Origin of the sequence: Vibrio sp. CCUG 15886 (genome assembly GCF_028570825.1) — a bacterium.
In the GTDB taxonomy this organism is placed as follows: domain Bacteria; phylum Pseudomonadota; class Gammaproteobacteria; order Enterobacterales; family Vibrionaceae; genus Vibrio; species Vibrio vulnificus_B.
Genome location: NZ_JAQQBT010000003.1, coordinates 102,624 through 116,592, shown reverse-complemented (window position 1 = coordinate 116,592; position 13,969 = coordinate 102,624). Strand labels below are relative to the sequence as shown.

The following is a 13,969-nucleotide window of genomic DNA, read 5'->3' as shown; positions in this document are numbered from 1 at the left end:
TTCGCGCTCGCAAAATCTGAGGTTATTTTATGCACAGCGATATTACCCCTATCCATACCCACAAAAAATATTGGGCCGAATGTTTTGGCACCGCCCCTTTTCTGCCAACCAGCAGAAAAGAGATGGACGCATTGGGTTGGGATAGCTGTGACATTGTCCTAGTCACTGGCGATGCTTATGTCGACCATCCGAGTTTTGGTATGGCGATCATCGGTCGCTTGCTGGAAGCGCAAGGCTTTCGCGTGGGCATCATTGCTCAACCACAGTGGCAAGACAAAACCGACTTCATGTCGCTTGGTAAACCAAATCTGTTTTTTGGTGTCACCTCAGGCAACATGGACTCGATGATCAACCGCTACACTTCAGATCGCAAATTACGCCACGATGACGCCTACACGCCAAATAATGAAGGTGGCAAGCGCCCAGATCGCGCCACACTTGTTTACTCGCAGCGTTGTCGTGAAGCCTATAAAGACGTGCCTATCGTTTTAGGCGGCATTGAAGCAAGCTTACGCCGTGTTGCGCACTACGATTACTGGTCCGACAAAGTGCGTCGCTCTGTTTTGCTTGATGCCAAAGCGGACATTTTGTTGTTTGGTAACGCAGAACGTGCACTGGTGGAAGTGGCGCATCGTTTGGCTGAGGGCGAAGAGATCGCTCAAATGACCAACATTCGTGGCACCGCGGTTAACCTTGCGGCAGAGCCAGAGGGCTACACCATCATCGATTCCTCGCGCATCGAGAAGCCACGTAAAGAAGCCTTTATTCCGCCAAACCCTTACGAAGTAGAAACGCAGTGTGAAACCAAATCGGAAGAGCCCAAAGCGCAGCCGATTACTATTCGTCCTTCGCGTCACGACGCCGCGACCACAGCGGTGCGTTTGCCAAGTTTCGAGAAGCTACAAAACGACCGCATTCTTTATGCGCACGCCAGCCGTATCCTCCACTTGGAAACCAACCCTTATTCTGGCCGCGCACTGATCCAGCGTCACGGTAACCGCGAGCTGTGGGTAAACCAAGCGCCGATCCCACTGACCACAGAAGAGATGGATTATGTGTTCGGTTTGCCATATGCGCGAGTTCCGCACCCGAAATATGGTAAAGCGAAGATTCCTGCCTATGAGATGATCAAAACCTCCGTCAACATCATGCGTGGCTGTTTTGGTGGCTGTTCATTCTGCTCAATCACCGAGCACGAAGGACGCATCATTCAAAACCGCTCACAAGAGTCGATTTTGACCGAGCTGGAAGAGATCCGCGATAAAGTACCCGGCTTTACGGGCACCATTTCTGACTTAGGCGGGCCAACAGCCAATATGTATCGCCTCGGTTGTAGCGATCCAAAAGCCGAAGCCAACTGTCGTCGCCCTTCGTGTGTCTTCCCGGGGATCTGTAATAAGCTCAATACCGATCATAAACACACCATTGATCTCTACCGCGCAGCGCGTCAGGTTAAAGGGGTGAAGAAAGTGATGATCGCCTCGGGCGTTCGTTATGATCTGGCGATTGAATCGCCAGAATACGTCAAAGAACTGGTCACGCACCACGTTGGTGGTTATTTGAAGATTGCCCCTGAGCACACCGAAAAGGGTCCTCTCGACCTGATGATGAAGCCGGGTATGGGCACTTACGATCGCTTCAAAGAGATGTTCGATAAGTACAGCCAAGAAGCGGGCAAGAAGCAGTATCTGATCCCGTACTTCATCTCTGCGCACCCGGGCACGACCGATGAAGACATGCTGAACTTGGCATTGTGGCTGAAGAAGAACAATTACGAATGCGATCAGGTACAGAACTTCTACCCATCGCCAATGTGTAATGCCACCTCGATGTACTACTCTGAGACTAACCCACTTAAACGCGTGAAGTACAAACAGCGTGAAGATGTGCCGGTAGCCAAAGGGGATCGCCAGCGTCGACTGCACAAAGCGCTGTTGCGTTACCACGACCCAGCCAACTGGCCGTTGATCCGTGAAGCACTGATCACTATGGGTAAGAAGTATTTGATCGGCGATAAACCGGGCTGTTTGGTGCCTGCGGAAGATGTGGATGCTCGCACGCCAGCACAGCGTCGTAAATCAGGCCGCCATGGTGCCAACCGTTTTGCTACCAAACACACCAGCACCCAACCGGGTTTCCCGGGTGATAAAGCTAACGCGGGTTCAGGCAAAAAACCAACACGTGGCGGCCAGTCAAACTCGGCGCCATCACGTTCAGGCTCAGCAACTGGTGGCAAACATCCACAACGCTCTGGTGCAAACACCGGTGGGAAAAGCTCGGGTGGGAAAAACTCACCACGTGCAGGTGGCAGAAACCAACCGTCACGAGCTCGCTAACACCAATAAAAAAGAGGCGTCTGTGATCATAAAGCGCCTCTAAGTGTTCAAAAGCCAAGGTCTCGACCTTGGCTTTTTGTATGTTGATGTCACGTGTTAAACGCTAGCGGTTCTGCTGGCTTCAACGACGTTCACCAGATCTTTAAGTGACACGGGTTTAGAGAACAAATACCCCTGTAGACGGTCACAACCCAGTTGATGTAAGCGGATTTGCTGGTCAACCGTCTCGACCCCCTCCGCCACCACAATAATTCGGTTGGAATGACCAATCGCCACGATGGTCTTGACCAAACTTTCACTCTGCGATCGGCTGAGCATATTGCTGACAAACGAGCGATCAATCTTAATTTCGCTGATGGGTAGCGCATTCAAATAGCTGAGCGACGAGAAACCAGTACCAAAATCGTCCAACGAGATATGGAAGCCAAGTTGGCGCAACTCTTCCATGATAGGTTTAACCTCTTCCAACTCTTCGATAAACACGTTTTCGGTAATCTCTAAGGTGATCAAGCGACAATCAATATCCAACTCGCGAGTGACGCAATACACACCATTAACAAAACCTTTTTGCAGTAATTGTTTCGGGGAGATATTGATAGAAACAGGCATGGTTCGCCCCGTGGTTTGCGCTAACCATTTCATGTCTAAACACGCTTTGCGCAGCACAAAATCGCCAATCGCGAAGATCTGCCCAGAGATTTCGGCAATCTGTATGAATTTCATCGGTGACACCGCACCTAGGTAGCCATTGGTCCAGCGACATAGCGCCTCAACACCTTCAATCTGACCCGTTCTTGGGTTCACTTGCGGTTGGTAATACACCTCTAACTCATCGCGCTCGATGGCGTATTTCAGCTCATCTTCCAAAAGGAAATCGTATTGGACCTGCTCGTTAATGCTCTGATCATAGAACATCACTTGCCCTTTGTGCTGAGCTTTCGAACGGAACAACACAATGTCTGCATTGGCAATTAATTGATCGGCACTGTCACCATCTTGAGGATACATCGCCACACCAACACTGCACGACGTCGACACCAAAGCGCCATGCAAAATGAAATGATCGGTCAATGAACGTCGCACGCTTTCTGCCAGCATTTCGGCCTCTTCCTTGCTGCTTAGCTCAGCAAAACAGAAGACAAACTCATCTCCGCCAAAACGGGCTACGCTGTCACCCGGTCGCAACAGTTGGCTGAACTTCTCGCCCACTCTGAGCAGCAGCTCGTCACCCACTTTGTGACCATGCTGATCATTCACCTTCTTAAAGTTATCCAAATCAACAAACATCACCGCCAGTTGCTTACCACTCGCTCGGCAACGTTGAATGCCCGACACTATTTGAACTTCCAGCAAAGAGCGGTTTGGCAGTTTGGTGAGAGAATCGTGCTTCGCTTGGTAGGCCAACTGCTCTTGGCTCTGTTCAAGTTTTTTGAAATCGGTGCGGATGCGTTTTTGATATTGATTAAAACGACGGCCAATGTACTGGCTGACTGCCAGTGATAATGACGCCAAAACAAACGCCAATAACAGACAAAGCGTAAGAATTTTAAACAGCTCAGAGCGGTAGCGATCACGCAAATCACGCCCTTGCTTATCAATGAATTTTTCGATCTCCGACAGATAAACCCCACCACCGATCACCCACCCCCATTCCGGCAGCTTTTTGACGTAACTAATTTTCTCTCCGCTGGTCACGGCTTTCGGAACATAGGCACTTTCATAGCGAACAAACGCGGCGTTGTCATCTCCGGTCTTCTCTAGCGCATCAAGGAAAAGCTGCAATAAGTGCGGTTGATTCACGCTCAGCTTGCTACGGTCAATATGAGCGATGGTCTCACCTTCCATATTCAACACAAAAATGTAGCCGTTGCTATCAAAGCGAAACTCTGAGAGCCATTTCAGCATCCGTTTTTGGATATACGCTTCCACATCAACCGTGTATTCGCCGGTACCAATAAACCAATCGTAAGGGGCAAAATGTTTGGCATAGCCAATTTTCTCAAACTCTTGCGTGCCAAAGCCCGGTTTTTGAAACCACCAGCGAGAAAACGCGCCTCCATCAGTGGAACTGCGAATATTGCGCACAATATCTCGGGCAATATAGCCGCCATGTGTGTCTTGTAATTCCCATGTGGAGGTTTGTTCTAGATCTGGACGAAGAGGATGCATGACCGTTGTGCCATCCATCTTGTAGATAAAATAGTAGCCGCGTCCATCGTTGAATCGGACATCACGCAGCGCTTCCATCACCAGTTGAGTCACTTCCTTCTCAGAAAGATGTTGGTTGGCTTTGTAAATACTTTCGATGATTTGATAAGCTTCTAAGGTGCGGGCTTTTACTGAGGCTTTAAGAACATGAATCGTTTGGCCGCGCTCATACTCTAACTGCTGATAAACACTTTCAACTTGTCGTGCAACGTTGGCTTTTTGATTGTCGGTGAAATCGCTGCGCAGTGTTTCAATCAATTGCGTAGTTCGGCTTTTATTGCCATTGACGATCACTGCCACCAAGATCAACATAAAGCCTGTAATGATACACAACGGAATAATACGAATTAGCCGTAGAATGTTTTGATCTGAACTCGAATGCACGTTTTCTGAAGCTCCAGCCTTGACGTAGTATTTTATAAGAACTGAAGTATCGCTAGCTGTTGCGTCTTAGTGTTGAGACTTTTTCTCTCAACGCTTAAAATCGCAGCGACACGACCTCCCAATTTATCATTTATATTTATTTTCTTTTAAGTCAATAACATCACACGTTATGAAACTCGATAACAGCCCCATTACTCAACATTGTTACGCCGGTCATACCTTTTACCTAAAACGTGACGACTTGTTGCATTCCCACTTTACTGGGAATAAGGCAAGAAAATTCATGAGCTTATTGAACGCCAATTTGCCCAATATCACCACTCTGATCAGTTATGGCTCCGCGCAAGCAAACTCTCTCTTTTCTTTGGCCGCACTGGCACGCATCAAAGGTTGGAAACTCGAGTTTTATGTCGACCACTTACCGGAATGGCTACGCTTACGCCCACAAGGTAACTATCGTGGCGCGTTAGAGCTCGGCGCGAAGATCATCGAGGTTTCTCAACACGCCCCCAGCATGCATCCTCAACAATACATCGAACAAGTAAGACAACCATCAGATGCCTGCTATGTCGTTCCAGAAGGTGGGCGCTTTGAACTGGCAGAAGAAGGCATCAAACAGCTGGCTTTGGAACTGTTGGCTTGGTCACGCTTTGAACCGTCGAAACAATTTGTCATCGCGCTCCCGTCAGGAACCGGCACCACCGCACTTTATCTGCACAAATACCTTAAACCTCATGGCATCGATGTTTTGACCTGTGCGTGTGTCGGAGGCGACAGCTACCTCACCAGCCAATTTGAGCAACTAGGCGAAACAGACCATCCCCAACTCCTTACCCCAGCCAACAAGCACCATTTCGGCAAGCTGTACAAAGAGGACTACCAAACCTGGTTGTCTCTACTCAATCACACCGATATTGAGTTTGACCTTCTTTACGACCCGCTCATGTGGCGCTGCTTGCTCCCTTGGTTAGAGGAGAATAAAGATAAAACGCTGCTTTATATTCACCAAGGAGGCTTGTTAGGAAATGAGTCAATGCTGCCAAGATATCAGCGAAAATTCCCACTAGAAGAGAATTTACCCTCCGCTATCGATAAATAACTCACGAATGTTACAAAATAACGCTGTATACTTTACAGTAACTTAACCGCATTTATGGGTAGATCTGTTGGCCAAAATAATCCTATCGCAGTGGTTCCCCGGACTCGTCCAATTAAAACACTATCAAAAAGAGTGGCTCGCCGACGACGTTCGCGCCGCCTTTTCTGTGGTGGCCGTCGCGCTGCCTGTTGCTATCGCCTACGCCCAATTAACGGGGGTTTCTGCGATTGTCGGTCTCTATTCGTGCGTATTGCCAATGTTGGTTTACGCCTTAATGGGCACATCAAGGCAATTGATCGTCGGACCTGATGCCGCTACGTGTGCGGTGATTGCCGCTGTGGTAACCCCGCTTGCCGCTGGTGATGCAACCAAACACTGGCAACTGGTGATGACCATGACCGCGATGACCGGAATGTGGTGCGTACTGGCAAGCCGTCTGAAATTGGGCATTTTGGCTGATTTTCTTTCACGTCCGATCCTCTTAGGGCTACTCAATGGTGTGGCACTCACCATCATCGTTGGCCAGTTTGCCAAGGTGGTAGGCTGGAAATATGAGCAGCGCTACCTACTTGAACGTTTATGGGAAGCCCCACAGCGATTGGCAGATTTGCACTGGCCGACATTGGCGCTCAGCGTGGCTACTGTGGTCGTCTATCTGATCACCAAGCGATTTCGCCCTAGTTGGCCTGCGGCGATGTTGGCGATCCTCATCACCACCGCCTCCGTTTGGCTTTTGCGTTTGCAAGAAGTTGGGGTGTCGGTGGTTGGGCTGACACAAGGCGGGTTTCCTAACTTCCAAACGCCAGAGTTTGAACTGGGCGTCACTCGTGAATTGGTGGTACCAGCGCTCAATTTGGCGATGGTGAGCTTTGTCAGCATGATGCTGACCGCCCGCAGCTTCGCGGCCAAAAACGGCTACGATATTGATGCCGACAAAGAATTCCGCGCCTTAGGCTTTGCCAATATTGCTTCAGCCTTTTCACAGGGATTTGCCATCAGTGGTGCCGATTCCCGCACGGCAGTCAACGATGCCAATGGAGGAAAATCCCAACTGGTGTCCATTATTGCTGCTATCACCATTGCGGTGATCGCCGTGTTTATTTACCAGCCATTGCAGTTTATTCCTATCGCTTCATTGGGAGTGGTCTTGATTATCGCCTCGCTGTCGCTGCTTGATCTTAAAGGCATTTGGATCTTACGAAAACGTGACAAAGACGCCTTCTACCTCGCCTCCATCACTTTTGTTTCTGTGCTGGTGATTGGCGTAATACCGGGCATCACCTTGGCGGTGTTGTTGGGTCTGTTCCAGTTCTTGCGCATCGTTATGCGCCCAAGCGATCAATTGCTTGGGTTGGATGAAGAAGGCACCATTCGCACCGTCGACGGCACAGGCAAAGCGACTCCGATCCCAGGTATGGTGATCTACCGTTTTAACTCGCCACTCACCTACTTCAACGCACCGTATTTTAAGCGCCGTTTACTGGAACACGCGGAACACACCAAAGACGTGGGTTGCGTGGTGGTGGATGCGGTTTCTAGCTTCACTCACCTAGATTTGAGTGTAATGGCAACGCTCGCGGATGTGCATGAAACGCTGAAAAAACGAGGAATTCGCTTGATTCTAGCTGGCCGTAAACGACGCCTTCGTCAGTGGTGCGAATTGACGGGCATCAGCACCAGTGAAGGTGGCATTTTGCTGCGCGCGGATATGTATCTCGCCATCAAACTCAGTGGCTGTTACCTCAGCGCCGTGGGTGAAGGTCAAGTCCCTACTGTGCAAAAAGAGCCCGATTTGGAAGAACCGCCAAAAGCGATTCCCGAAGTGGCATGAGGGGCCTTTTCGTCTCTTCTCTATTTCCCGAATGCCCTTTATTCAGCAGGGCTCGTGTGAGCTTGTGCTTGCTGAAGCGCTAACCATTGAGCCGGTGTGGTATCAAAACATCGGCTAAATGCGCGAGTAAAAGCAACACTGCCACTGTAGCCCACCTCCAGCGCGACCGACTTTATCGCTTGTCCTGAAAGCAATAACTGTTGCGCCTTAAGTAAACGAACTTCCGTCAGGTAAGTCAGCGGGGGTTGTCCTAACGTCTGCTGGAAAACGGCTGCAAAACGGGCACGCGACATGCCTGCCTCTCGCGCAAGGCTCTCTATTGTCCAAGGATGATCCATTTGGTTATGCATCACCTCAAGTGATGATGCCAATCTCGGATGAGCCAACGCCGCCAATACTCCTGCCTGACAAATTTTTTCTGCCACCAAATGGCGGATCAGCAAAATCAACAGCAGATCCAACAAATGCGCGATGCTGGCGACGTAACCGTAGCGCTGTGAAAACGCCTCATCAAACAGCAAGCTCAGCACGGAATCAAGATGCGTCAATTGACTTAACGGAATCACCACCACTTCGGGCATTGCTCTCAATAAAGGGGAATCTTGAAAGCTTACCGTTGCACACACCAGATCGCAGCCTTGTAACGTGCGTGACTGAATAGAATGCTTGCGCCCCTTTGGGTAGAAAATGAGTGTCGGTTCAGTTAACACATGTTTGCGCCCGTGCGACTCATACACATTCAGCTCTCCACTTTTCAGTAAGTGCAATTGGCCACCTTGCCCGTGGCTTGTGCTCTCCGAGCTGCCACAAAGATTGCCACTAAAAAACAAGTTCGCTTTGGGGGCGGCGTGTTGAACGAGTGCCGATAGTGCATCCATAAAAAGACTCTTGGTATATCCAATAAGACTTTTAGTGATAAATCGTCTTACTTCTTGTGTCAATATCTCTTCAACAAATCAGCACACACAAAAAGGAAAACATTATGTCTCGTATCCAAAAACTGGTTAACCCACAAGGCGCAGCGGAAATCACACTATCAGCGATCGAAAAGAAACTCGGTATGGTGCCAAACCTCTACGCCACCATCGCTCACTCGCCAACGGTATTGAACTCAATTCTGGCGTTTGGTGATTCGTTGGGCAAAGGCAAATTGACCGCTCGCCAACGTGAATTGGTGGCTTTAGCGGTAGGTCAAGCCAATGCTTGTCAATACTGCCTATCCGCTCACACGCTGATTGCATCAAGCACCGGTTTAACCAAAGGAGAAATCGTGGCAGCACGTAAAGTCGAAGCCGATAACAGCGTTGATCAAGCGATTGTTGAATTTGCAGCACTGACGGTGACACAACGCGGCGTGATCTCAAATGAGCAGTTAGCCGATTTACAAGCGAAGGGTCTCGATAACGAATTGTTGTTTGAAGTATTGGCGCAAGTCGCACTTAACACCTTTACCAACTACGCCAACCACATTGCGGAGACAGACATCGATTTCCCGGTGGTCTCGTTGGACGTTTAATCTGGTAAGCCTCAGACACGCTCCCTCAACCTCAGTTGGGGGAGTTGTTTATCGGGCAAAAGCAGCACTCAACCATAGACTTTGGGGGAAAGCTATTTGAACCATCAGGAGCAGTGAAGAGTGCTGCGTTTATTCTTGCGGAGTTAGTGTTTATTCTTACTTGATTGCGCTGGCTCTGAGCGGGCAAACATCAACTCCATTAAGGCCAGCAGTGCCAAACGCTCAATACGACTATGACTCTGTTGTAACCTGTGCTGGTAATACTCCGCCATGGGGTGCTTTTCCGTTTTCTGAGTTAGGTACATACATCGCCCTCCTGCGTTGTCTCTACCCTTTCATTCTGCCTTGCAAAGATGATGAGAAAAACTGAGCAATGCGTTGCCGTTCGTTCCGCTTTATCGTTTTTTCTTGCCCCACCACGCACTCAACTGCCTCAAAACCCGCAAAAGAGGAACAAACCAAGCGGAAGGTTTTCACCATTAGCCACACCAATTTTCATTACAATGGTCACTCTCCATGATGCTCACCGAGGTATGTGTGTCCGATCTCAACTTACTGCGCTATTACGCGCGACTGACCCCATTAGGTGTGGGAGATGAAATAAAAACCACCCTATCTGAGCTGGCTGATCGTCTTTTTACCAGCACTCGTCATGCGCGTAATCTTTTGGTGAAGCTGCATCAAGTGGGCTGGCTGAGCTGGACGCCCAAGCCGGGACGCCATCATCGTTCATCACTGGTATTGAATTTTGAGCTCATTGCGTTGAAAGAAGAGCTGGCGGCCAAACGGGTTCGCATCGGCAAATACGAAAAAGCCCTCGCTATTCTTGATAACGATGACATTGCCTTCGCCAAGTTATTGAAACGTACATCGGGCGCGACACTGCAAGAAGGCCGGCTGCATATTCAGCTGACTTACAAGCGCATGTTTGAGCCATTATTGCCCCACCTTCCACAACGCAGCAGCGAACGTTTCTTAATTCGCCAGATCTATTGTTGTCTGGTGTCCGTTGATACCCATGGCCAAATTCAACCAGAGCTGGCACACCATTGGCACTATGATGCTCAGTTGTTGCAATGGACTTTCCATCTGCGGCCGGGGTTGACGTTTCACAACGGCGCCGCCATTGATGCAGCGAGCATTGTGAGTTTATTTGCCAAGCTGTCCCGCTTGCCAAGTCATCAACAAGAACTGGCTCACGTTGTCGACATCAAAGCGCCAACGCCTTTTAAGGTGGTGTTCTCCCTCGATCGACCCGATCTTGGTTTTGCAGGGCTGATTACAGGCGTGAAATACGCGATACAGCCAGTTAGCCAGCTCAACAACGTTGCTGGCCTTCGCGAGCGTCGCATACCCGTTGTGGGCAGTGGCGCCTTTGAAGTGACGGAACACAATGAGAATAAGCTCTGCTTAAAAGCGTTTAATCAGTTTTACGCGTGCCGAGCATTGACGGAAAAAGTGACCATCTGGCGGGTAGATGAAGAGCGCTTAAGCGCGACGTTGATTGAAACCAACCATCCAGAATCGCCACCAACGCCTTGCAGTTTCAACGTCACAAAGAATGCCAAACAACGACAACCTAATGATTCCGAGCAACAACATAGCCGAGTAGAAGATGGATGTTTGATGCTGCTTTTTAATCAGCGCGCTCCCCTGCCTCTTGATTATGCTCAGCGCCACTACTTGATGCAGATGCTCAGCCCATCTGCCATTGAGGAGGAGATCAGACTTCACGGCAATATGTTTGGCGTTGTCCACGCCGCCAATTTGCTGCCACATTGGCGTGCTGTACTCAAAACGCCAGCCAAAGTCGTTCCGCTGCCTCGACGAATCACGCTCGCGGTTTACAATTACACTGCGTTGAATATTTGTGCGAATGCCATTGCTAGGCTGCTAGCCAAGATTGGCATTGAAGTGGTTATTCGTTGCTATACCTATCAAGAATTACATCAGCGTAGTTTAGATCAGCAATGGGATGAAGATTTAGTGCTCACCAGCCTTAATCTGGATGACAATCGACATCCCTCGGCCTTTGCCATGCTGTTTAGTAATCCGATTCTTCATGCTTGCATGACTGAAAGCGACAAAGCTTGGTTGCTCAATCAGTTAACTCTGCTGAGAGAGCAGGTACCCCTGCACGAGTATCTGCAACAGTTAGAGCCGATTGCATCACTGCTCATTAGTGAGTGTTGGCTTACTCCTCTGTTTCATCATCGTCAGACTTTGCGCTTTCACGGGGTGCTTCATGACGTTGCGCTCACCAACTGGGGTTGGCCAGATATTCGTAATGTGTGGTCAGCGGATTAGAGATTTCCCGTGTTCTAAAGGCTTTCGTCTGCCTATCTCTTTCAGCTATTTCTTGTCATCCTCGCGCAGGCGGGGACCCATCCTAAAGCGTGCGCGAGAAGGAAGGAGTGGCATTGGTTCAAGCCGTTTTATCGATATTTTTGTAAGACTTTCTCAACGTAATAAGGCCCCTTTCGGAGCCTTACTTCATAGCCTAGTTTTAGCGTTTTACCCTCGGATAAGATCGCCTTGAATAGACACGTTTAACGGACGAATACGACGAATATTCACCTTTTGCTTTTTCTTCAACTGAATATGGCAAAGCTCTAATATCAAACCAAAAGCCATCGCGAAGTAGACATAGCCTTTATTCACGTGAACTGCGAAACCTTCGGCCATGAGCAACCCTCCCAGTAGGATCAGGAAAAGTAACGCCAAGGTTTTAAAACCTGGGTACTTAGTCACCACATGGTTGATCTTTTCAGCCGTTAGCACCATCACCACTGCCGAGGCTAAAATGGCGGCGACCATGATAGGCACTTCATTGGTCAGGCCAACCGCCGTGATAACTGAGTCCATAGAGAAAACGGCATCCACCGCTACAATCTGTAGCAATACCACAGCCAAACCCGTTCTGACATGGGTGGAATGTGCATGCTCATGCTGCGTTAACCAAGACCACAACTCTTTGGCACTTTTAGCCAGTAAGAATGCGCCACCAGCAATCATGATCACATCACGGCCAGTGAATTCAACATCTTGAAATGACAAGATCGGTTGCGTTAGAGACATCACCCACGAGATGGAAAAGACCAACACGATACGCGCAGAAACCGCAAGGCTAATACCCATGTTACGAGCAAACTTGCGTTGTTCAGGTGGTAATCGTTCACACAAAACAGAGATAAATACGACGTTATCTACGCCAAGTACAATCTCCAAGGCAAACAACGTGGAAAAAATAACCCACGTTTCGGGTTGCATGAACAGTTCTAACATAAGAAGAGCTCCACATCAGTGGAAGTAAGGGAAGTGTTTTGTCGACTAAGGGGGTCGTCCATTAAAAAATATACCTCTATTGCTTAGGGACATTTAGTAAATCAGCAACCACCTACCTTGGCAATGGGGCCAGTTGTAACAAAGCGTAACACGCCAAAAAACAATAAAAGCAGTGCCACTCAATAAGAGTGACACTGCTTCACACAACCCATCAGCGGCCGTTATTCCACCAACTCATTGCCAGAGGTGTTGCCAGCAAAGAAAGCCTCGACATTGTTAAGCGTTACCGAGGCAATATTGTTCAACGCTTCATGCGTTAAAAAGGCCTGATGGCCAGTAAACAAAACGTTGTGGCACGCAGACAAACGGCGGAACACGTCATCGACAATCACATCATTCGATTTGTCTTGGAAGAACAGATCTTTCTCGTTGTCATAAACATCGAGGCCCAATGCGCCTATTTTGCCTTTTTTCAGCGCTTCAATCGCCGCTGCTGAATCAAGCAATTCACCGCGGCTCGTGTTGATGATCATCACGCCATCTTTCATCTGTTCAAACGAGTGTTCATTGAGTAAATGGAAGTTTTCTTTGCTCATCGGACAATGCAGTGAAATCACATCGGCACTTTGGTAAATTTCTTGGAGAGTGGTGTAGCGCGCGCCCATTTCGATGGCCAGTGGATTTTCATAAGGATCGTAGCAAAGAATTTCCATCCCCAATCCTTTTAGAATCCGCATCGTCGCAAGGCCGATTTTCCCCGTACCAATGACCCCAACGGTCTTGCCGTAGAAATTAAAGCCAACTAACCCCTCAAGCGAGAAGTTGGCATCGCGAGTTCGCTGATAGGCTTTATGCAAGCGACGATTCAGACACATCATCATGCCAACCGCGTGTTCCGCTACCGCCTCTGGAGAGTACGCTGGCACTCGCACCACTTGCAAACCCAGTTTTTTGGCCGCCTGCAGATCGACTTTATCAAACCCAGCACAGCGCATCGCAATCAGCTTTGTGCCACCAAGCGCTAACTGCTCAAGAACAGGGGCAGATAGATCGTCATTGACGAATGCACAGACCACATCACAACCTTGAGCCATTTTGCTGGTTTTTAGCCGCAAGCGAAAATCATGGTAGTGAAACTCATACTCTTTGTTGCCATTCACTTTATTAAACGAGGCTTCGTCATAAGATTTCGCGCTAAAAAAAGCGATCTTGATCATGGTGTTCTCCTTCGTCGGCCAGTTCTCTCGCACTTGCCTTTTTATTACTGCTTACAGCAAACATTGCGCTATTTGCTTTGTTATTACCAACCC

At 48.9% G+C, this 13,969-nt stretch carries 10 protein-coding genes; 5 read left to right on the top strand and 5 right to left on the bottom strand.

Annotated features, from left to right (window positions below; translation table 11 throughout):
• Positions 1-29: 29 nt before the first annotated feature.
• Entirely contained in the window at positions 30-2,336 is a 2,307-nt protein-coding gene (locus PQQ36_RS09100) for a YgiQ family radical SAM protein (RefSeq protein ID WP_225470652.1), read from the top strand.
• A gap of 96 nt (positions 2,337-2,432) precedes the next feature.
• Here PQQ36_RS09100 and PQQ36_RS09095 read toward each other — a convergent pair whose 3' ends face one another.
• Positions 2,433-4,928 (bottom strand): bifunctional diguanylate cyclase/phosphodiesterase, encoded by a 2,496-nt coding sequence (locus tag PQQ36_RS09095; RefSeq protein WP_011150660.1) that lies wholly within the window; start codon positions 4,926-4,928, stop codon positions 2,433-2,435.
• Between the two features lie 169 nt (positions 4,929-5,097).
• Here PQQ36_RS09095 and PQQ36_RS09090 point away from each other — a divergent pair, with 169 nt between their 5' ends.
• A complete protein-coding gene (locus PQQ36_RS09090; RefSeq protein WP_039554138.1) occupies positions 5,098-6,027 on the top strand; it encodes a pyridoxal-phosphate dependent enzyme in 930 nt (309 codons plus the stop codon).
• A gap of 67 nt (positions 6,028-6,094) precedes the next feature.
• Positions 6,095-7,858: a SulP family inorganic anion transporter gene (locus PQQ36_RS09085; protein ID WP_013571457.1), complete on the top strand. Its 1,764-nt coding sequence runs from the start codon at positions 6,095-6,097 to the stop codon at positions 7,856-7,858.
• Positions 7,859-7,896: 38 nt separating this feature from the next.
• On the opposite strand, the gene PQQ36_RS09080 is transcribed toward PQQ36_RS09085, so the two are convergent.
• On the bottom strand, positions 7,897-8,736 hold the full coding sequence (locus PQQ36_RS09080; RefSeq protein ID WP_273660966.1) for a cupin domain-containing protein: 840 nt from the start codon (positions 8,734-8,736) through the stop codon (positions 7,897-7,899).
• 104 nt (positions 8,737-8,840) lie between these two features.
• Here PQQ36_RS09080 and PQQ36_RS09075 point away from each other — a divergent pair, with 104 nt between their 5' ends.
• Positions 8,841-9,374, top strand: coding sequence for a carboxymuconolactone decarboxylase family protein (locus PQQ36_RS09075; protein ID WP_273660965.1), 534 nt, complete (start codon positions 8,841-8,843; stop codon positions 9,372-9,374).
• Between the two features lie 143 nt (positions 9,375-9,517).
• Here the strand turns inward: PQQ36_RS09075 and PQQ36_RS09070 are convergent, their stop codons facing one another.
• Positions 9,518-9,679 carry a hypothetical protein gene (locus tag PQQ36_RS09070; protein WP_011150681.1) on the bottom strand — a complete coding sequence of 54 codons (162 nt, stop codon included), beginning with the start codon at positions 9,677-9,679 and terminating at the stop codon, positions 9,518-9,520.
• Between the two features lie 232 nt (positions 9,680-9,911).
• On the opposite strand from PQQ36_RS09070, the gene PQQ36_RS09065 reads away from it, so the two are divergent.
• Positions 9,912-11,681 (top strand): SgrR family transcriptional regulator, encoded by a 1,770-nt coding sequence (locus PQQ36_RS09065; protein WP_273661126.1) that lies wholly within the window; start codon positions 9,912-9,914, stop codon positions 11,679-11,681.
• 207 nt (positions 11,682-11,888) lie between these two features.
• Here PQQ36_RS09065 and PQQ36_RS09060 read toward each other — a convergent pair whose 3' ends face one another.
• On the bottom strand, positions 11,889-12,659 hold the full coding sequence (locus tag PQQ36_RS09060; protein WP_047109580.1) for a TerC family protein: 771 nt from the start codon (positions 12,657-12,659) through the stop codon (positions 11,889-11,891).
• 221 nt (positions 12,660-12,880) lie between these two features.
• Complete coding sequence (locus tag PQQ36_RS09055) at positions 12,881-13,876, bottom strand: 2-hydroxyacid dehydrogenase (RefSeq protein ID WP_047109578.1); 996 nt, start codon at positions 13,874-13,876, stop codon at positions 12,881-12,883.
• Between the last annotated feature and the right edge of the window lie 93 nt (positions 13,877-13,969).